Source organism: Streptococcus suis (assembly GCA_024583055.1).
Classification (GTDB): Bacteria; Bacillota; Bacilli; order Lactobacillales; family Streptococcaceae; genus Streptococcus; species Streptococcus suis_V.
On sequence record CP102145.1, the window covers coordinates 28,726 to 47,925 of the forward strand.

Genomic DNA, 19,200 nt, shown 5'->3' on the forward strand with positions numbered 1-19,200 from the left:
ATGGAAATGTGGTTTTCAGAAGTCCAAACGCCAGATGTCAAGTTATCCATTCGGACTAGCCAGCAGCTCTACGCTGGCAAGAGTGAATTTCAGGACATTGCTGTATTGGACTCACCAGCTTTTGGAAAGATTTTGACACTTAACGGTCGGGTTCTCTTTTCAGATGCAGATGATTTTGTTTACAACGAAATGGCTGTCCATGTGCCCATGGCCGTCCATCCCAATCCCAAGAAAATCTTGATTCTGGGTGGGGGAGATGGTGGTGTTGCCCAAGTTCTCAGTCTGTATCCTGAAATCGAACGTATTGACGTTGTAGAGCCAGATGAACTCTTGGTGGAGGTCTGTCGGGAATATTTCCCAGACTATGCAACTGGCTTAGAAGATGAGCGGGTTGAGGTCTATTTACAGGATGGTTTGCGTTTCTTGCGCAACTGTGAGAACGAATATGACATCATCATCAACGATGCGACAGATCCATTTGGACACACGGAAGGTTTGTTTACCAAGGAATTTTACGGTAACGCCTACCGAGCTTTGAAGGAAGATGGCATCATGGTTTACCAACATGGTTCGCCATTTTATGACGAAGATGAGTCGGCTTTTCGTTCCATGCATCGGAAGGCGACCCAATCCTTCCCTATCAGCCGTGTTTATCAGGCCCATATTCCGACATCTGCGGCGGGTTATTGGTTATTTGGCTTTGCCTCTAAAAAATACCATCCCATTGAAGATTTTGACAAGGAAAAATGGAAAGCGCGCGAGCTTTTCACAGAATATTATACAGCTAACCTCCATATCGGAGCATTTCTCTTGCCCCGCTATGTAGAAGACATTTTAGAAGAAGAGGAGAAAAAATAATGAGTCGTTTGTTAGTTATTGGTTGTGGCGGAGTTGCCCAAGTTGCCATCAGCAAGGTTTGCCAGGCAGAAGATACCTTCAAGGAAGTCATGATTGCCAGCCGTACCAAGTCCAAATGTGATGATGTGAAGGCTGCCTTAGAAGGAAAAACTTCCGTAAAAATTGAAACTGCCCAAGTGGATGCGGACAAGGTAGAAGAAGTGATTGCCTTGATTGAAAGCTACCAGCCAAAAGCTGTCTTGAACGTTGCCCTGCCTTACCAAGATTTGACCATTATGGACGCTTGCTTGGCGACTGGCGTGGACTATATTGACACGGCCAACTACGAGTGCGAGGATACAGAAGACCCTGAATGGCGGGCCATCTACGAAAAACGCTGTGCTGAAGAGGGCTTTACGGCCTACTTTGACTACTCATGGCAGTGGGCTTATAAGGAGCGTTTTGAAAAAGCAGGGCTGATAGCACTTTTGGGATCCGGATTTGATCCAGGCGTGACCAGTGTTTTTTCAGCCTACGCATTGAAACACTATTTCGATGAAATCCACTATATCGACATCCTAGACTGTAACGGTGGAGACCACGGCTATCCATTTGCGACCAACTTTAACCCTGAAATCAACCTGCGTGAAGTTTCAGCCCCAGGCTCCTACTGGGAAAATGGCAAATGGGTAGAAGTGGAAGCCATGTCTATCAAGCGAGAATATGACTTCCCAGAAGTGGGTCAGAAGGATATGTACCTCCTCCACCATGAAGAAATCGAATCGCTGGCTAAGAATATTCCAGGTGTCAAACGCATTCGTTTCTTCATGACCTTTGGTCAGTCTTACTTGACCCACATGAAATGCTTGGAAAATGTTGGCCTCTTGCGTACGGATCCAATCAACTTTAATGGACAAGAAGTAGTGCCTATCCAATTCCTCAAAGCATTATTGCCAGACCCAGCTAGCCTAGGTCCACGTACTGTTGGGAAAACCAATATTGGTTGTATTTTCACTGGTGTCAAAGACGGTGTAGAGAAAACTATCTACATTTACAATGTTTGTGACCACCAGGAATGTTACAAGGAAGTTGGTTCACAGGCTATTTCTTACACAACTGGCGTACCAGCTATGATTGGAACCAAGCTTGTCATGGATGGAACCTGGAAGAAACCAGGCGTTTACAACTTGGAGGAATTGGATCCAGATCCATTTATGGACCTGCTCAACCAGTATGGTCTACCTTGGCAGGTAGTAGAAAATCCAGTTTTGGTGGACTAGATGAGAATCGATCAAGTCCCAACGCCAGCCTATGTCATTGATGAAGCCAAGCTGGTCAACAATTTAAAAATTCTCAAGTCTGTCCAAGACCGTACAGGCTGTAAGGTACTTTTGGCCCAAAAAGCCTTTTCCATGTATGCCACCTATCCACTAATTAGTCAATACCTTGCTGGAACCACCGCATCAGGTCTCTATGAAGCCAAGCTGGGTCGTGAGGAATTTGGGGGTGAAGTCCATGTCTTTGCTCCAGCCTTCAAGGATGCGGATTTGGAGGAGATTTTGGAAATTGCAGACCATATCGTCTTTAACTCAGAGCGCCAACTCCGCAAGCACGTTGACAAATGCCGAGCAGCTGGAGTTAGTGTCGGCCTGCGGATCAATCCAGAATGTTCCACCCAAGGTGAACATGCACTCTATGACCCTTGTGCAACAGGCTCTCGTTTTGGTGTCCGTATCAGTCAGTTTTCAGAAGACCTGCTAGACTTGGTGGATGGCCTGCATTTCCATACTCTCTGCGAGCAAAATTCCGATGATTTGAAAACCACCTTGGAGTCTGTTGAGGATAAATTCGGCCCTTATCTACACCGTATTAAATGGCTCAATATGGGTGGTGGTCATCATGTGACCAGAGAAGATTATGATGTTGAATTGCTGATTTCCTCAATTCAACACATGCAGGAAACTTATGGGCTGGAAGTCTACATCGAGCCAGGAGAAGCTATTGCTCTCAATGCAGGCTATTTGGTGACAGAAGTTTTAGATATTGTCGAAAATGGTATTGAAACACTAGTATTAGACGCATCAGCTACCTGTCACATGCCAGATGTCTTGGAAATGCCCTATCGCCCACCGCTTCGGCATGGCTTTGAGGCTGGTGAAAAGGCCTATACTTACCGACTGTCTTCCAATACCTGTCTGACGGGCGACATCATCGGCGATTATTCCTTTGAAAAGCCTGTGGAGATTGGTGACAAACTCTATTTTGAGGACATGGCCATCTATTCTTTCGTTAAAAATAATACCTTTAACGGCATTGGTCTGCCTAGTCTGGCCCTCATGGACAAGTCTGGTAACTGCCGTATTATCAAGGAATTTGGCTATGAAGATTTCAAGGGGAGGTTGTCATGATAGAAAGTCCCAAAGCAGCGGGTTACCGCATGCCTGCTGAGTATGAGCCCCATCATGGAACCCTAATGGTGTGGCCGACTCGCCCAGGATCCTGGCCCTTTGATGGTCAGGGGGCAAAAAAAGCCTTTAGCCAGGTCATTAAAACCATTGCTGAAAGCGAGCAGGTCTATCTTTTGGTGGACGAGGTACATCGTGAGGAGGCCCAATCCATGCTGGGTGATGGTGTTACCTATCTGGACATCCCCACCAACGACGCTTGGGCGCGTGATACAGGTCCGACGGTTTTGGTCAATGAAAATGGCAGAGCTTTGTCTGTTGATTGGGCCTTTAACGCTTGGGGCGGAAGCTATGATGGTCTTTATCAGGACTACGAAGCAGATGATCAGGTGGCTAGTCGATTTAGTCAGGCCATCGGTCTGCCAGTCCATGATGCCCATCCCTATGTCCTAGAAGGTGGAGCCATTCATAGTGACGGTGAAGGAACCATCTTGGTGACCGAATCCTGTTTGCTCAGCCCAGGCCGCAATCCCCATTTGACCAAGGACCGGATTGAGCAAGTACTTCTAGATAGTCTAGGTGCTGAAAAGGTTCTCTGGCTGCCTTATGGTATCTTCAATGATGAAACCAATGAACACGTGGACAATGTTGCAGTCTTTGTTGGTCCAGCTGAGATAGTTTTAGCCTGGACAGATGATGAGGCAGACCCCCAATATGCCATGTCCAAGGCTGATTTGGACTACTTGGAAGAACAAGTAGATGCTAAGGGCAGAAAGTTGATCGTCCACAAACTGCCAATTCCCAAAAATCCCATTCTGGTGACAGAAGAGGATTTGCCAGGCTATGTTTATGAAGCGGGGGAAGAAGAACGAACAGCAGGTGAACGCTTGGCGGCTTCCTATGTAAATTATTACGTCAGCAACGGTGCTGTCTTGGTGCCGCAGTTTGATGATAAGCATGATGCGCAGGCACTTGAGCTTCTAGCGCAGCTTTTTCCGACAAGGAAAGTCGTCGGCATACCAGCCCGCGACATCCTGCTTGGGGGTGGGAATATTCACTGTATCACCCAGCAGATTCCCCGATTTAGAAAGGAAAGCGAATGAGAAATGTTACTGTTGCTGCTGTCCAGATGCACTGTAGTCAGGACCTTTGGGAAAATCTGGCGACCGCAGAGCGTTTGGTCAGACAGGCTGCTAATCAGGGAGCGCAGATTATCCTCCTACCCGAACTTTTTGAGCGTCCTTATTTTTGTCAAGAACGCCAGTATGACTATTACAACTTTGCCAAGTCTGTAGAGGAAAACGATGCTGTTCAGCACTTTATACCTATCGCCAAAGAATTACAGGTCGTTTTGCCTATTTCCTTCTATGAAAAAGATGGTAATAGCTTGTATAATTCAATTGCTGTTATTGATGCAGATGGTAGTGTATTGGGAGTTTACCGCAAGACCCATATTCCTGACGATCATTATTACCAGGAGAAGTTTTACTTCACACCTGGAAATACTGGATTCAAGGTCTGGGAGACTCGTTATGCCAAGATTGGGATTGGCATCTGTTGGGACCAATGGTTTCCAGAAACAGCTCGCTGCCTAGCTTTGAATGGGGCGGAATTACTCTTTTATCCAACAGCCATCGGTTCGGAGCCCATTCTGGATACGGATAGCCAAGGTCATTGGCAGCGGACCATGCAGGGCCATGCTGCGGCCAATATCACCCCGGTCATTGCGGCCAATAGGATTGGCTTGGAAGAAGTACAACCTTCTGCAGAAAATGGAGGACAGTCTTCTAGCCTGCGTTTTTATGGTTCGTCCTTTATGACAGATGAAACAGGTGAATTGATTGAACAAGCGGGACGAGAGGAAGAAGTTGTCTTGCTTGCCACTTATGATTTGGACAAGGGTGCGCGTGAGCGCTTGGACTGGGGACTTTTCAGAGATCGTAGACCGCACATGTACAGCCGCATAACAGAATAACCATCAACTTAGTTTCCTTTGGGGGGCTAAGTTTTTTCTTGCCCATATATAGTTTACACAAGGATAGTATTTATATAATATTGATATATAAATGAAAGAATATCTAATCAGGAGGTCGTCATGTTTTGTTTGGAACTAAGATTATTTTTAAAGCGCAGACTGCCTTTTGTTCTGGGGATTTTCTTCTTGTTTTATTGTTTGTTCTCCCCGGTTTACGCCTCTTATCAATTCAGTCAAGCCAAACAATCTTTCTTGGATTACCAACTCTTTCGTCGTGACCTGATGCAAATCTTGGAAAAGATTGTTGAAACTAATTTTCAGCAGGGGAATCTCAGCCAGGAGGACTATGACTTTGAAAGAGATTTTCTGGAGCGGACCACTTCAGAGATTGATGCAGAAATCCAGGCGATTGAGCAGGAATCATGATCGGTCTAGACATCTTGCTTGGGGCTAGCTTTTTTCTCCATCCCTGGAATCCCATGACTTATTGGCAGGTTGTTCGGGTGGTGACGGGCAGTCTCTTTTTACAAAACAATTTGGCAGACGTTAACCTGCCACAAGGTCTCATCTGCCTGGGAATTTCTTCTGTCTTAGTGACAGGATATCATGTCTATAGCCTGCTATCATCACAGGAGGTTTAGTATGCGCTTGAAAATAGAAAATCCTAGTAAATCCTATAAAGGCAAACAGGTTTTAAATCATCTGAATTTAGAAATAGAACAACCTGGAATCTGGGCCTTGATTGGTCCCAATGGTTCGGGTAAGACAACCTTGCTGGACTGTATTGCCCACCTCCAGGCGCCTGAACAAGGATCTATTGAGGTGCTGTGGCTGAAGCCGGGGCACCAAGGTTATTACCGGTCTTTTTCCTACTTGCAGGATAACTGTGTCCTGTATCCAGAACTGACTGGCTGGGACCATCTTAAGCTAGGCCAGCAAGTCTAGAAATTGCCAAACGAGCGGATAGAACAAGTGATTGAGGAGATAGGCATCTCCGTTTATGTAAAAGCGCCTGTCAAGACCTATTCCTTAGGTATGAAACAACATTTACTCTTGGCGATTACAATCATGAACTACCCCAAGCTCCTGTTGCTGGATGAGCCTTTGAATGGTCTGGATCCGACAAGTTACATTGAAACTAGGCATCTCCTCAAAAAGATGGCAGAAGGGGGCACTACGATTATCATTTCTTCTCATCAGCTCAAGGAAGTGGACCAGTTGACGCGCCAGCTTCTCTTTCTCAAAAATGGTCGCTTGATAGCCTATGAGATGGATAAAACCAAGCAATGCTACAAGATTGAGGCTTCAGACAATGGAAGGTTTTTGGACCAACTGGGGTCATCTCTGGCACTTCAGCAAGTTGGTCCTCAATTGGTGCTGGCTACATCTGTGCTCAGCCTGGATGCGGCCTTGAAAGCTATTCAGGCTTCTTCGGTTACCATACTTACAGTTGAACGTCAGGAAAATGATTCTGGGGAACTCTATATGGTGCACTTTGATCGAAAGGTAGGTGACTGAGGTGGCCCTGTTTTTGCTATTTGTCAAGCACTTTTATCGCCAGCATATTCTCTTGGTCTGCCTTGTCTTAATCCTCGGTATCCTATTCTCACTAGCCTTTCGTAATCAATTATCTTCGCAAAAGCTGGCAATGCAAGACCGACAATTTTTCCTGACCCTGAAGAAAAATGCCCAGCTATCCATGAACCATCAGGAAAAACAGTTGCCAGCTGGTAAAGAGGATTATGAGCAGGCATTGGTTTGGCTGGTAGATAGTTATTTGGAGGCTAGTCACAAGGAAGGTCAGAATCATCGAGTCCTTGGTCTGAAAGGAGATGTTTACAGGCATTTGTTGGGACACATAGCAGAGGGTGGGACGGTGAGTGAGGTGAGTGCAGCGAGCTTGATGGAAAAGGAGTTTATTTTGGAGGAAATTCGAGTCAGGAATCTGGCCTTTCATTATCCCCAGGCTCCTAAAGATTTTCACTTGCCTCTCTATCAAGTCCTGCCCTACCTCATGTGGTTACTTCCTGTTCTGGCGACTGTTTTAGCAACCTGGCTACTGGTGGCTGATCAGCATTATCATCGTGGACTCTTATTTACAATCAATCTATCTAGAAAGGCCTATACCTACCAGATTAGTCTCCTGCATTTTAGTATTTCCTTTTATTTATTGGCTATTTGGGCTTTCATTTCTTGGGTAATGGTCAAGCTACTGAACTATAGTTCCTAGGCAGATTTTCCGATTTTGGTATCTAGTGCTCTCCTGACCAGCAGTCCTGTAGGCCGTTTAAACCTCATTTTAATCAGTAAGGCACTGATTTTACAAGTCATCAGTGCAGTAGTTTTCGGTCTCTTTTCTAAGAGCTATTTAAAAATAAGCAAGTGAAAACCCTAGTTTTCAATGAGAACTAGGGTTGATTTATCCAAGAAGATGATTTAGCCATTGGCTACCGTAAATCCAAAAATAACTATAGGCAACGATGGAAACCGGACGGCAGAGGAAGGTGATGAGAATGAATTTTCGGTAGCTCATACTGGTCAATCCTGTAATCATGACAACGATATCCGCAGGCGAAATGGGCGATAGCATACAGAGGATAAAGAATATCTCGTAACCGCGCTTGTTGTCAATCTTGCTTTCATATTTGTAGAAGGTTTCTTCAGACATAAAGAGCAGGCAGAATTTTTTGCCGTAGCGTCTGGCCAACCAGAAGAGGATAATACCGCCGACAAAAATACCAATGTAATTGAGCAAAAATCCCCACCAAAAATCAAATACTAAAAAGCCAACAACAGTAGTAACGCCCCCGGGAATAATAGGGAAAACAACCTGAATGATTTGTAGCAATAAAAAGGACAGACTACCCAGTGCCCCTTGACTCTTGATGAAGTGACTGAGGACATTTTGGTCATTTAGAATCCCGATTTTATAGAGCCAAAAGAGGAAAACAGCCGTTCCAATCAAGGTTAGAACGCTTAGGACCTGGATGGCTTTTTGAGAGAATTTGTACATGATATTACTTTACCATATTTCTAGAAAATTTGAAAATGAAATTAAGCGATTGCAGTCTTGCAATTTTTACTAAAATCTGTTATACTAACCAAGTATCAAACCTACGGGGTTGTTACGGATTCGACAGGCATTATGAGGCTTGTTCTGCAACTCATCGGCAGATGTAAAAATGCCAGTTAAATATAACTGCAAAAAATACAAACACTTACGCATTAGCAGCTTAATAACCTGCCTGCGTGACCAATCGCAGAGTGCTTGCCTTTGCTGATTGGTCTTAAAATAGCAAGCTACGTTGATTTATTGCCTAGCTAAATCAAAAGAGTTTCATAGGCTCGTCAGCTGAAGAGTTGAGTTATGTCTCGTCAGTCTGATTAAAGCAAATGCATAACCTATGGTTGTAGACGAATAAGTTAGCAGGTGTTTGGACGTGGGTTCGACTCCCACCAGCTCCATATATGGAAGATTACTCAAGAGGCTCAAGAGGCCGTGTTGGAAACGCGGTAGGCGTGTAACAGCGTGCGTGGGTTCGAATCCCATGTCTTCCGTATAGAATGAAGGAACAGCAATGACTGTTCTTTTTCTTTGGCAAAATAAGGCTCTCTACTAGCTACAAAAGTAACTGGCAGAGAGCGTTTTTCTTCTTATTGCAGGTTCAATTTCTTGGTCATGATGTAATGGGTACCAAAGTAGTAGGCGAAGGCCAATATAATGTTGATTAGGACCATTACTGGGTTTGGATAGAGTGATAAGGATGAACCGACCATTCCTTCCAGATTATTGAAATACAGCAGATTCGTCAAAATGCCGACCACGGTTGTAATGCCGATATAGGTGATAATCGCGAACAGGAGACGGTGGTCCTTGAAGAGTTGACCGACAGAAACTGAAAAATAGATAAGCAGAATCCAAGTAATGGCACCGATAAAACTGTCAATCAAGTAGGTAGCTAGTGATGCCACATTTATCTGTTCCAGAACAACTTGTAGCTCTGGAAGAACCTCGCCGGTGTTTATCAGGAGGACTGTCATGACGATACCAATGGAAAGAACGGCTGTAACAACAGACAAGAGATACCAAACTAGAGAGGCGAAGAGCTTGCTGAGGATGATTTGGTGCTCAGTGACAGGTAGGGTCATGGTCAAATAGCCCTCTCTACCATAGACATTTTTCCGGAAACGATTGATAATCATAAGGAAGGTTGAGAGGAAGAGGGCTGCTACTAGGATACCGAAAATCATGAAGGCGGATCCCACGAAAATCCCTTCAGCTATTTCAGGCTGATCAGAACGGCTGGATATGGCTTGTACCCAAAAAGCAAGCACAGTGGCTAAAGCTAGGGTTCCGGCATAGATGCCGAAGTACCACTTGCCCACAGATTGGAATTCGTATTTTACCAATTTCTTAAACATAATTATCTCCTATTTGACTAAGCTTTGAAATCCTGACGGAAGAGTTGATCGATAGACTCACCCGTTTCAATCCGCAAATCGTCGACATTTCCTTGACGAATAACACTTCCATAATGAAGAAAGATGACCTCATCCAAAATTTGCTCTACATCTGAAATCAAGTGGGTAGAGATGATGACAGAAGAAGTAGGCGAATAGTTGTTGACAATAGTTGTGAGGATGTAGTCGCGGGCTGCAGGGTCTACACCACCGATTGGCTCATCCAAGACATAGAGCTGGGCCTGGCGGCTCATGACCAAAATCAACTGCACCTTTTCCTTGTTTCCTTTTGACAGGTGTTTCATGCGGGCGTTGAGGTCAATTCCTAGGTCCTGCAAGAGATGGATGGCCCGTTCCTTGTCAAAATCTGCGTAAAAATCCGTGAAGAATGTGAGGGCATCTGAAACCTTCATATGTTCGTTCAGATAGGTCGTATCTGGCAGATAGGACACGATAGCCTTGGTCTCTGGTGAAGGAGTGCGGCCGTTGATAAGGATTTGGCCATATTCAGGTTGGAGCAAACCGTTTAAGAGCTTGATGAGAGTGGTCTTACCAGAACCGTTTGGACCCAAGAGACCGATGATTTTTCCAGCGCCTAATTTCAGGTTGACATTGTTGAGGGCAACAGCTCCGCCATAAGATTTTGAAACTTGTTGCAGTTCGACTAAAGTATATGGGTTATTCATAGCTAATTCCTTTCAAATAATCATCCAATCGTTCGGTCAATTCGTCCTGGCTAAAACCGAGGTCCAGCATATTGTTGACAAAGTTTTCCAATTCCTTTTGCGCCAGGTGGAGGCGGGTCTGAGTAATCAGTTCCTGGTTGTCTGTCACATAGCGGCCTGTTGTGCGGACGGAGTAGACAAAACCTTCTGCCTCCAAGTCGGACAGGGCCCGCTGGACCGTGTTTGGGTTGACACCGGCAATTTCAGCCAGGTCCCGCACGGTTGGCAACTTATCTCCAGGTTTTAATTGATTGGTTACAATTTGTAATTTAATTGTATTGGTGATTTGGATATAGATGGGCATATTGTTATCAAATTTCCAAGCCATAAGAGAATCCTTTCTGGGAGACAGACTCCCTGTGTTCTTGTTCTGATTACATAATACAATAATGTTTTTAAGAATGCAAGCGAAAAGAGACGATATTTTGAAAAAAATTAGAAGGAATTTTTGATATAATATAGAAAAAGGAGGTAGCCATGCTAGCACAATTAGATACCAAAACCGTCTATACCTTTATGGATAGCATGGTCACCATTGACCGCTATGTCCAGCAGGCCAAAGAGCTGGGCTATCGGACCATTGGGATGATGGATAGGGATAATCTCTATGCAGCCTACAGTTTTATGGAAAGCTGTCAATTAGTTGGTCTACAGCCTGTCATTGGTTGTGAGTGCGATTGGGATTTGGCTGGCTATGAGCATCCAATTGCCACGAAATTAGTAGCCCTGTCTACGACTGGCTATCGCAATCTCCTTAAGATATCAACAGCTAAGATGCTGGGACAGGATGATTTTGAGAGCATTCGTCAGTATCTGCAAGATGTGGCCCTTATCCTGCCTTATTTTCCAGGAATTGACCAGTTAGACCTGGGGCTGGATTTTTATATTGGCGTAGGCCTGGAAACACCTGTCCAAGAGTTTACACAACCTATCTTGCCTCTCTATCCCGTTCGTTTGTTTGAGCGAGAGCAGGCTCAGGCCCTCCAGGTGCTGAGGGCAATTCGGGATAATGTCCAGCTCAACCAAGTCCCTGACTTGGAGCCAGGCCAGGTCCTTTTATCGGCAGATAGTCTGAAAGACTTGTTTAGCAGCCGCTTTCCACAGGCAGTGGTCAATCTGGAAAAACTGGTTCAAGGTATTTCCTATGATTTGGACAAAAGTCTCAAATTACCACGTTTCAACAGACAACGGTCGGCAGTAGAAGAACTCCGCGAGCAGGCTGAGGCAGGCTTGCGAGAAAAAGGCTTATTTGAGCCGGATTATCAAGAGCGATTGGATAGGGAATTGGCTGTCATTCACAAGATGGGCTTTGATGACTATTTCCTTATCGTCTGGGACCTCTTGCGCTTTGGACGTAGCCAGGGCTACTATATGGGAATGGGACGGGGGTCTGCAGTAGGGAGCTTGGTGGCCTATGCTCTCAATATCACAGGCATTGACCCGGTCAAGCACAATCTGCTCTTCGAACGGTTCCTAAATGAAGAACGCTATTCCATGCCGGATATTGATATCGATATTCCGGATATTCATCGACCAGACTTTATCCACTATGTTCGTGACCGTTATGGCTCGACCCATGCTGCCCAAATTGTGACCTATTCGACCTTTGGTGCCAAGCAGGCTATAAGGGATGTTTTCAAACGCTTTGGCACGCCCGAATACGAGTTGACCAACATTACCCGCAAGATTTCTTTTAAAGACAGTCTTGCATCAGCCTATCAGCGCAATGCTTCCTTCCGCCAGCTCATCAACAGTAAAATAGAGTACCAGAAGGCCTTTGCTATTGCCCAGCAGATTGAAGGGCAGCCTCGCCAGACCTCTATCCATGCAGCCGGTGTCGTTATGAGTGATGAAGAGCTGACGGATACTATTCCCCTAAAAATGGGTGAGGACATGCTGATTACCCAGTATGACGCCCATGCTGTCGAGGCCAATGGTCTGTTGAAAATGGACTTCTTGGGCCTGCGTAACCTGACCTTTGTCCAAAAAATGGCCCAAGCTGTGGCTGATAAATATGGGAAAACTATTGATATTGCCGGTATTGACCTGGAAGATTCGCCTACCTTGGCGCTCTTTGCTGCTGGCAAAACCAAGGGAATCTTCCAGTTTGAACAACCGGGAGCTATCAATCTCCTCCAGAGGGTCAAGCCCAACCGATTTGAAGATGTGGTAGCGACAACCAGTCTCAACCGACCAGGTGCCAGCGACTATATCGATAATTTTGTCAAACGCAAGCAAGGTCAGGAAGAGATTGATTTGCTGGATTCGTCCATTGCAAACATTCTCCGACCAACCTATGGTATTATGCTCTACCAGGAGCAGGTCATGCAGATAGCCCAGGTTTATGCTGGGTTTACTCTGGGGAAAGCTGATTTGCTCCGCAGGGCCATGTCCAAGAAAAAGGCAGAGGAGATGCAGGCCATGGAGGCGGCTTTTCTGGCAGGAGCGCTAGCCAATGGACATGAGGAAACCAAGGCCAAGAAGATTTTTGCCATGATGGCCAAGTTTGCAGGTTATGGATTTAACCGCAGTCATGCCTACGCCTATTCGGCCCTGGCCTTCCAAATGGCCTATTTCAAGACCCATTATCCGGACATCTTCTTTGATGTCATGCTGAATTTCTCTAGCAGTACCTATATCACGGATGCCCTGCAATTTGACTTTCAGGTGGCTAGGTTGTCGATGAACACCATTCCCTACTATGACAAGTTCGACAAGTCCAAGATTTATCTAGGCTTGAAAAATATCAAGGGTCTGCCCAAGGATTTCTCCCTCTGGTTGATTGAAAACCGTCCCTACAAGTCGGTCGAAGATTTTATCTTGAAACTGCCTGCCCAGTATAAAAAGAAGGACTTGCTGACTCCGCTCATTCACATCGGTTTATTTGATGAATTTGAGTCCAATCGCAAGAAGATAGTAGAAAATCTGGACAATCTCTTTGTCTTTGCAGATGCTTTTGGTAGCTTTTTTGCGGAGGAGACCTATAGCTGGCTCCAGTCGGACGACTTTAATGGTAGTGAAAAATACCAACTGGAACAGGCCGTGCTAGGTATCGGTATCAGTCCTCATCCTCTGATTAAGCTCCGACAGGAGACCCAGCGTCCTGTGACCGATTTAGGCGATTTGGTGGCTGGAAATCGGGTGACCATCCTGATACAAGTTCAGTCTATCCGCCGGATTCGGACCAAGAAATCGGGTCAGCCCATGGCCTTTCTACAAGTGACCGATATGAAAGATAAATCGGAAGTCACGGTCTTTCCGGAACTCTACCAACAGACAGGGCAGTTCTTGAAGGAAGGGGATATCCTCTACGTAACTGGCAAGGTCCAGGAAAGGGAGGGACAGTTACAACTGGTGGCTGACAAGTTAGAAATAGTCAGTCTGGAAAAGCTGTGGATTTTACTGGAAAACCGGGAGCATGACCATGCAGTTGCTCGAATTTTAGCCAAATATAAGGGATCAATTCCTGTCGTTCTGCATTACCAAGACAGCAATCAGACCATTCAGGTAGACCAGTTTCAAGTGATGAAAACGCCTCAATTAGAGCAAGAGTTGGCTGAATTTGCTATGAAAACGGTTTTTCGTTGAAAAAGCGTAAAAAGACGAGCAAGATCTAGTCAAGTGTGTTATAATAAGGCAGTTAAATTGAAAATTGAAGGAGCATATAATGAAGCGTATTGGTGTTTTGACCAGTGGTGGTGACGCACCTGGTATGAATGCTGCCATTCGTGCAGTTGTTCGCCAAGCAATCTCAGAAGGAATGGAAGTATACGGTATCAATGAGGGCTATGCTGGAATGGTTGCCGGAGATATCCATGAATTGTCTGCACGCTCAGTAGGAGATATCATTTCTCGTGGTGGTACCTTCCTCGGTTCAGCTCGTTATCCTGAATTTGCCCAATTGGAAGGTCAATTAAAAGGGATTGAACAGCTGAAAAAACATGGTATTGAAGGCGTTGTTGTTATCGGTGGTGACGGTTCTTACCACGGTGCGATGCGTCTGACAGAGCATGGTTTCCCAGCAATTGGTTTGCCAGGAACAATCGATAATGATATCGTAGGAACAGACTTTACCATCGGTTTTGATACAGCTGTGACTACAGCTATGGATGCCATTGATAAGATTCGTGATACATCTTCTAGTCACCGTCGTACCTTTGTGATCGAAGTAATGGGTCGCCATGCAGGTGACATTGCCCTTTGGTCAGGTATCGCATCAGGTGCGGACGTTATCGTTGTGCCGGAAGAAGAGTTTGACATCAAGGATATTGTTGCTCGCATCAAGGCAGGTTATGACAATGGTAAGAAACATAGCATTATTGTCTTGGCAGAAGGTGTTATGCCAGCAGCTCAATTTGCTGAAGAATTGAAAGCAGCTGGTGACACAAGTGACCTTCGTGTGACTGAACTTGGTCACATCCAACGTGGTGGTTCACCAACAGCTCGTGACCGCGTTCTTGCGTCACGTATGGGTGCTCACGCTGTTAAATTGCTCAAAGAAGGCCGTGGTGGACTTGCTGTCGGTATCCGCAATGAGCAAATGGTGGAAAACCCAATCCTTGGTACTAACGAAGAAGGTGCCTTGTTTAGCCTCACTGCTGAAGGTAAGATTGTCGTTAACAATCCGCACAAAGCAGACCTTGACATGGCTGAGTTGAACCGTAACTTGTCTATCTAATAGATAGTCTAGAAAATTAGTTATTAAGGTCATAAGACCAGAAATAAGAAGGAGTTTAGTTAAGATGAACAAACGTGTTAAAATCGTTGCAACCCTTGGTCCTGCGGTAGAATTCCGCGGTGGTAAGAAATTCGGTGAGTCAGGTTACTGGGGTGAGCAGTTGGATGTTGAAGCATCAGCTGAAAAAATCGCTCAATTGATTACTGAAGGTGCTAACGTTTTCCGTTTCAACTTCTCACATGGTGACCATGCTGAGCAAGGTGCACGTATGGCAACTGTACGTCGCGCAGAAGAAATCGCTTGCAAAAAAGTAGGTTTCTTGCTTGATACAAAAGGTCCTGAAATCCGTACTGAATTGTTCGAATCAGGCGAAGGTGAGTACGCTTATAAGACTGGTGACCAATTGCGTGTTGCTACAAAACAAGGTATCAAGTCAACTCAAGAAGTGATTGCCTTGAACGTTGCTGGTGGCCTAGACATCTTCGATGACGTTGAAGTTGGTAAGCAAATTCTTGTTGACGATGGTAAACTAGGTTTGACTGTTATTGCCAAAGATGAAGAAAAACGTGAATTTATCGTTGGTGTTGAGAACGATGGCGTTATTGCTAAGCAAAAAGGTGTAAACATTCCTTACACTAAGATTCCTTTCCCAGCGCTTGCTGAGCGTGACGATGCGGATATCCGTTTCGGTTTGGAACAAGGTCTTAACTTCATCGCTATCTCATTCGTTCGTACTGCACAAGACGTTGAGTCAGTTCGTGCTATCTTGAAAGAGACTGGTAACGAACACGTACAACTCTTCTCCAAAATCGAAAACCAACAAGGTATCGACAATATTGATGAAATCATCGAAGCTTCAGATGGTATCATGATTGCACGTGGTGACATGGGTATCGAAGTACCATTTGAAATGGTTCCAGTTTACCAAAAAATGATTATCAAGAAAGTCAATGCAGCTGGTAAAGCAGTTATCACAGCTACAAACATGTTGGAAACAATGACTGACAAGCCACGTGCAACTCGTTCAGAAATCTCTGACGTCTTCAACGCTGTTATCGACGGTACAGATGCTACTATGCTTTCAGGTGAGTCAGCTAACGGTAAATACCCAGTTGAATCAGTTCGCACTATGGCAACTGTTAACAAAAATGCACAAACTCTTCTTAACGAGTACGGTCGTTTGAACTCTGACACTTTCAACCGTTCATCTAAAACTGAGGTTGTGGCATCTGCGGTTAAAGATGCTTGCCACTCAATGGATATCAAGTTGGTCGTAACAGTTTCAGAAACTGGTTACACTGCGCGTGCTATCTCTAAATACCGTCCAGATGCAGACATCTTGGCAATTACTTTCACTGAGAAAGTTCAAAAATCATTGATGCTTAACTGGGGTGTCATCCCAGTTGTGACAGATCGTCCAAATTCAACAGACGATATGTTCGACTTGGCTGAGCGTATTGCTAAGGAAGAAGGACTTGTTGTTGCAGGTGATAACATTGTAATCGTTGCTGGTGTACCAGTAGGTGTAGCAGGTTCTACAAACACAATGCGTGTGCGCACCGTACAATAATAATTAAATTGAGAAGTCTATTGCGGAAGCGATAGACTTTTTGCATGAGCCAAATCAAAAATCCTACCATTTGGCAGGATTGTCGTATTATCTTTTAATATAATTGGCAGGCTCATAAGGACTTCTGTCAAAATTCGTATCCTTGCCCAGAATTTCTTTGGCAATTTGCCAGCCGATAAAGGGGCCATTAGTCAGGCCAGAAGAGCCCAGACCACTGGCCACCCAGATATTGTCCATTTCAGGAACAGTTCCGTAAAATGGTGCGTAGTTGGAAGTATAGGCCCTGGTACCAATACGAGTACGGACCACAGGGTAGTTGGCCAAATCAGGCATAAATTCCGCAGATTTTTCATGCATGGTTTGGATTTTTTCAGGGTCAAGGGTCAAATCATAGCCCATATTATCCTCATGGGTGGCCCCGACAATGATTTTTCCATTCTCAAACGGCAGGATGTCAATTTGACCATAGGGCATGCAGACTGGCCAGTCGCTGGTATCAAAATCTGTATCCAATTCCAGAAGCTGACCTTTTTGTGGACGGACATCTACCTGATAGCCGAGAGGTTCCAGCATATCTGGCAACCAGGATCCGGTCGCTAGGATAATGTGGTCGGCAGTTAGTTCTCGCCCATCCAGCTGAACAGTTCCTTCATCTATCAGTCTAGCCTGTCCCTGCAATAGAGCTCCGCCATTTTCCAAAAACTTTTCCTGTAACAAGTCAATCAGTTTTCCACCGTCGATACGGCCGCCGCCTTCCAGGTGGATACCGTAGAAATCAGGCTTGAGTGGTGGTAGATAGTTGCTGACTTCTTGTCCTTCAAGAGTAGTGATGTCTCCAATGGTAGGGGTGTCTAGCCTGCGGTCTTCTGCGATTTTCTTGATTTTTTCCAGGAGTTCGGGCTTGCTTTTGAGGCCAATGGTTCCAGTTTGCTTGAAGGGGATGTCCTTGGCTCCTGCACTTTCCAAATCAGCTACCAACTGGCGGTAGAAGACAGCACCTTGCGAGGTCAGGCGGTACCAGTCCTTGTTTTTCTTCTGGGCCATCCAGGGGCAGATAATGCCAGCAGCAGCACGGGTAGCTGTACCAACACCGTGGTCAATCAGTGTCAGGTCAATATTGCTATCTTGAGAAAGGTAGAAGGCAGCGGTTGAACCAACAATGCCTCCACCAATAATGATGATATGTTTCTTCATAATGTTCATTATATCACAAATTCAGGAGTTTATTTATTTTTTCCCCCATGTTACAATAGAATCTAGAAATCAAGGAGAGAGATTGTGTCTGATATTATGTATCCAGAGGTTCTGACGCTTGGGAGCGGAGCCGTCAAAGTAGCAACAGTGGGAGACAGTCTGACCTATGGTTATGGGCTGGACAATCGTGAAAAGGATGCTTATCCGTCTATTTTGGCTGAAAAATTGGGTCACCACTACCAGGTGTCCAACTTCGGTCTTAGCGGCCGTTCCCTCCAATCGACAGCAGATTTTCCCTATTTCAAGGAAGAAAATGCCCAACTGTCCTTGGAGAGCGAGGCTGACATCGTCATCATCATGATTGGTAGCAATGATAGCCGGGGACCTTACTGGAACAAGGAAGGCTTTCAGCAAGAGTATAAGGAAATGGCAGAGCGTTATATGAATTTGCCCAGCCAGCCAGACGTCTACCTGGTTATCCCGCCTTTCGTGCCAACCAGCCGCTTCGGCCTCAATAACCAGATTATCGAGGAAGAGTTGCAGGCTATCATTCTTCAAATCGGTCAGGAGCTGGGCCTTCCTGTCATCAATCTCTATCCCATAACCAAGGGGAAAATGGAGTACTATAGCGACGGCCTTCATCTCAGTCCGCTGGGCAATCAGGTCATTGCCCAGGAAATTTATCGTCACCTCCAAGGGTAAATGTCAAGTATTTTCATGAAAATATGCTATACTAATAGAGATTGGAGAGATTATGGTAAAGAGAGACCTTTTTCGCCAACTCTTATTGTTGGTATTGCTGATTTTAGGAATTATTGGGCTGAGGGTATGGTTGTTTGAACCAGTACGTATTACTTCAACCATGGCCAATGACTACATTAAGCGAAATGATGTCATTATCGCCCTAAAGAATACAGAACTCAAGCATGGGGAATTTGTCCTATACGAACACGAGGGCAAGGAATATGTTAGCAGGATTATCGCCCTCGAAGAGGAAACAGCGACCTACCTAGATAATGTTCTCTACCGCAACCAAAAGATTGTGCGTGAGGATTATTTGGAGCTTATCCCGGAGCAGGAGTATTATACGGAAGACTTGACGATTGAAGCCCTAACAGGCGGGGAGTTTCAGGTTATTCCCAAAGGTAAGATTCTGGTCTTAAATGATAATCGAATGGACCGGAATGACAGCCGAAGCTTTGGTTTGATTGATCAGAGTGACATTATAGGGCGCTTGAGCTTTAGAATCAGCCCCTTGTCTGAATTTGGCTTTATTGAAACAGGACTAACCCAATAGAGGTTGGTTCTTTTATTTTCAAGAATTTTCATCGAAAATTAAAAGTTGACTATACCAA

Annotated in this window: 18 protein-coding genes, 1 tRNA gene, 1 other RNA gene and 1 pseudogene; 16 read left to right on the top strand and 5 right to left on the bottom strand. The window is 45.1% G+C overall.

Annotation, left to right across the window (positions count from 1 at the left end; all coding sequences use genetic code 11):
- The 9 genes and pseudogenes from speE (at position 1) to NQZ91_00185 (ending at position 7,447) form a co-directional block, all read left to right on the top strand.
- Positions 1–858: a polyamine aminopropyltransferase gene (speE, locus tag NQZ91_00145; GenBank protein UUM57835.1), complete on the top strand. Its 858-nt coding sequence runs from the start codon at positions 1–3 to the stop codon at positions 856–858.
- Positions 858–2,117, top strand: coding sequence for a saccharopine dehydrogenase family protein (locus NQZ91_00150; protein ID UUM57836.1), 1,260 nt, complete (start codon positions 858–860; stop codon positions 2,115–2,117). The genes speE and NQZ91_00150 overlap by 1 nt, the downstream gene beginning before the upstream one ends.
- Positions 2,118–3,245 carry a carboxynorspermidine decarboxylase gene (nspC, locus tag NQZ91_00155; GenBank protein ID UUM57837.1) on the top strand — a complete coding sequence of 376 codons (1,128 nt, stop codon included), beginning with the start codon at positions 2,118–2,120 and terminating at the stop codon, positions 3,243–3,245. It begins immediately after the preceding gene.
- Positions 3,242–4,345 carry an agmatine deiminase gene (gene aguA, locus NQZ91_00160; GenBank protein UUM57838.1) on the top strand — a complete coding sequence of 368 codons (1,104 nt, stop codon included), beginning with the start codon at positions 3,242–3,244 and terminating at the stop codon, positions 4,343–4,345. The genes nspC and aguA overlap by 4 nt, the downstream gene beginning before the upstream one ends.
- Positions 4,342–5,217: an N-carbamoylputrescine amidase gene (gene aguB / locus NQZ91_00165; GenBank protein UUM57839.1), complete on the top strand. Its 876-nt coding sequence runs from the start codon at positions 4,342–4,344 to the stop codon at positions 5,215–5,217. Before aguA ends, aguB begins: the two co-directional genes overlap by 4 nt.
- A 120-nt stretch (positions 5,218–5,337) precedes the next feature.
- Entirely contained in the window at positions 5,338–5,643 is a 306-nt protein-coding gene (locus NQZ91_00170) for a hypothetical protein (protein UUM57840.1), read from the top strand.
- A gap of 53 nt (positions 5,644–5,696) precedes the next feature.
- Positions 5,697–5,858: a hypothetical protein gene (locus NQZ91_00175; GenBank protein UUM57841.1), complete on the top strand. Its 162-nt coding sequence runs from the start codon at positions 5,697–5,699 to the stop codon at positions 5,856–5,858.
- 1 nt (position 5,859) lies between these two features.
- Positions 5,860–6,735 (top strand): annotated as a pseudogene (locus tag NQZ91_00180) (ABC transporter ATP-binding protein).
- Between the two features lie 13 nt (positions 6,736–6,748).
- Positions 6,749–7,447: a hypothetical protein gene (locus tag NQZ91_00185; protein ID UUM57842.1), complete on the top strand. Its 699-nt coding sequence runs from the start codon at positions 6,749–6,751 to the stop codon at positions 7,445–7,447.
- Positions 7,448–7,636: 189 nt separating this feature from the next.
- Here the strand turns inward: NQZ91_00185 and NQZ91_00190 are convergent, their stop codons facing one another.
- Positions 7,637–8,230: a TVP38/TMEM64 family protein gene (locus tag NQZ91_00190; GenBank protein UUM57843.1), complete on the bottom strand. Its 594-nt coding sequence runs from the start codon at positions 8,228–8,230 to the stop codon at positions 7,637–7,639.
- Between the two features lie 105 nt (positions 8,231–8,335).
- Between NQZ91_00190 and ssrA the strand changes: the two genes are divergently transcribed.
- Positions 8,336–8,685: a transfer-messenger RNA gene (gene ssrA / locus NQZ91_00195) on the top strand.
- Positions 8,686–8,687: 2 nt separating this feature from the next.
- A tRNA-Ser gene (locus NQZ91_00200) sits at positions 8,688–8,775 on the top strand.
- Positions 8,776–8,871: 96 nt separating this feature from the next.
- On the opposite strand, the gene NQZ91_00205 is transcribed toward NQZ91_00200, so the two are convergent.
- From NQZ91_00205 to NQZ91_00215, 3 genes are read right to left on the bottom strand one after another with little or no spacing between them, the layout of a single operon-like run.
- Positions 8,872–9,639 carry an ABC transporter permease gene (locus NQZ91_00205; GenBank protein ID UUM57844.1) on the bottom strand — a complete coding sequence of 256 codons (768 nt, stop codon included), beginning with the start codon at positions 9,637–9,639 and terminating at the stop codon, positions 8,872–8,874.
- 17 nt (positions 9,640–9,656) lie between these two features.
- Positions 9,657–10,364, bottom strand: coding sequence for an ABC transporter ATP-binding protein (locus NQZ91_00210; protein UUM57845.1), 708 nt, complete (start codon positions 10,362–10,364; stop codon positions 9,657–9,659).
- A complete protein-coding gene (locus tag NQZ91_00215; GenBank protein ID UUM57846.1) occupies positions 10,357–10,731 on the bottom strand; it encodes a GntR family transcriptional regulator in 375 nt (124 codons plus the stop codon). Before NQZ91_00215 ends, NQZ91_00210 begins: the two co-directional genes overlap by 8 nt.
- A 149-nt stretch (positions 10,732–10,880) precedes the next feature.
- Here NQZ91_00215 and NQZ91_00220 point away from each other — a divergent pair, with 149 nt between their 5' ends.
- From NQZ91_00220 to pyk, 3 genes are all read left to right on the top strand, one after another.
- Complete coding sequence (locus NQZ91_00220; protein ID UUM57847.1) at positions 10,881–13,991, top strand: DNA polymerase III subunit alpha; 3,111 nt, start codon at positions 10,881–10,883, stop codon at positions 13,989–13,991.
- A gap of 79 nt (positions 13,992–14,070) precedes the next feature.
- Positions 14,071–15,081, top strand: a complete 1,011-nt coding sequence (gene pfkA / locus NQZ91_00225; GenBank protein UUM57848.1) for a 6-phosphofructokinase — start codon at positions 14,071–14,073, stop codon at positions 15,079–15,081.
- 64 nt (positions 15,082–15,145) lie between these two features.
- Positions 15,146–16,651: a pyruvate kinase gene (pyk, locus tag NQZ91_00230; protein ID UUM57849.1), complete on the top strand. Its 1,506-nt coding sequence runs from the start codon at positions 15,146–15,148 to the stop codon at positions 16,649–16,651.
- Positions 16,652–16,738: 87 nt separating this feature from the next.
- Here pyk and NQZ91_00235 read toward each other — a convergent pair whose 3' ends face one another.
- Positions 16,739–17,845: an FAD-binding oxidoreductase gene (locus NQZ91_00235; protein UUM57850.1), complete on the bottom strand. Its 1,107-nt coding sequence runs from the start codon at positions 17,843–17,845 to the stop codon at positions 16,739–16,741.
- A gap of 84 nt (positions 17,846–17,929) precedes the next feature.
- On the opposite strand from NQZ91_00235, the gene NQZ91_00240 reads away from it, so the two are divergent.
- Entirely contained in the window at positions 17,930–18,547 is a 618-nt protein-coding gene (locus tag NQZ91_00240; GenBank protein UUM57851.1) for a GDSL-type esterase/lipase family protein, read from the top strand.
- Between the two features lie 52 nt (positions 18,548–18,599).
- The gene (lepB, locus tag NQZ91_00245) at positions 18,600–19,142 is read left to right on the top strand and encodes a signal peptidase I (GenBank protein ID UUM57852.1); all 543 of its coding nucleotides are present in this window, start codon (positions 18,600–18,602) and stop codon (positions 19,140–19,142) included.
- Positions 19,143–19,200 lie beyond the last annotated feature (58 nt).

Excerpts from the sequence above, each read along its gene's own strand:
- NQZ91_00150 (UUM57836.1), top strand. The coding sequence starts at position 858 with ATGAGTCGTTTGTTAGTTATTGGTTGTGGCGGAGTTGCCCAAGTTGCC.
- NQZ91_00215 (UUM57846.1), bottom strand. The coding sequence starts at position 10,731 with ATGGCTTGGAAATTTGATAACAATATGCCCATCTATATCCAAATCACC.
- NQZ91_00170 (UUM57840.1), top strand. The coding sequence starts at position 5,338 with ATGTTTTGTTTGGAACTAAGATTATTTTTAAAGCGCAGACTGCCTTTT.
- aguB (UUM57839.1), top strand. The coding sequence starts at position 4,342 with ATGAGAAATGTTACTGTTGCTGCTGTCCAGATGCACTGTAGTCAGGAC.
- NQZ91_00235 (UUM57850.1), bottom strand. The coding sequence starts at position 17,845 with ATGAAGAAACATATCATCATTATTGGTGGAGGCATTGTTGGTTCAACC.
- NQZ91_00220 (UUM57847.1), top strand. The coding sequence starts at position 10,881 with ATGCTAGCACAATTAGATACCAAAACCGTCTATACCTTTATGGATAGC.
- NQZ91_00175 (UUM57841.1), top strand. The coding sequence starts at position 5,697 with ATGACTTATTGGCAGGTTGTTCGGGTGGTGACGGGCAGTCTCTTTTTA.
- NQZ91_00210 (UUM57845.1), bottom strand. The coding sequence starts at position 10,364 with ATGAATAACCCATATACTTTAGTCGAACTGCAACAAGTTTCAAAATCT.
- speE (UUM57835.1), top strand. The coding sequence starts at position 1 with ATGGAAATGTGGTTTTCAGAAGTCCAAACGCCAGATGTCAAGTTATCC.
- pfkA (UUM57848.1), top strand. The coding sequence starts at position 14,071 with ATGAAGCGTATTGGTGTTTTGACCAGTGGTGGTGACGCACCTGGTATG.
- nspC (UUM57837.1), top strand. The coding sequence starts at position 2,118 with ATGAGAATCGATCAAGTCCCAACGCCAGCCTATGTCATTGATGAAGCC.
- NQZ91_00190 (UUM57843.1), bottom strand. The coding sequence starts at position 8,230 with ATGTACAAATTCTCTCAAAAAGCCATCCAGGTCCTAAGCGTTCTAACC.
- lepB (UUM57852.1), top strand. The coding sequence starts at position 18,600 with ATGGTAAAGAGAGACCTTTTTCGCCAACTCTTATTGTTGGTATTGCTG.
- NQZ91_00205 (UUM57844.1), bottom strand. The coding sequence starts at position 9,639 with ATGTTTAAGAAATTGGTAAAATACGAATTCCAATCTGTGGGCAAGTGG.
- aguA (UUM57838.1), top strand. The coding sequence starts at position 3,242 with ATGATAGAAAGTCCCAAAGCAGCGGGTTACCGCATGCCTGCTGAGTAT.
- pyk (UUM57849.1), top strand. The coding sequence starts at position 15,146 with ATGAACAAACGTGTTAAAATCGTTGCAACCCTTGGTCCTGCGGTAGAA.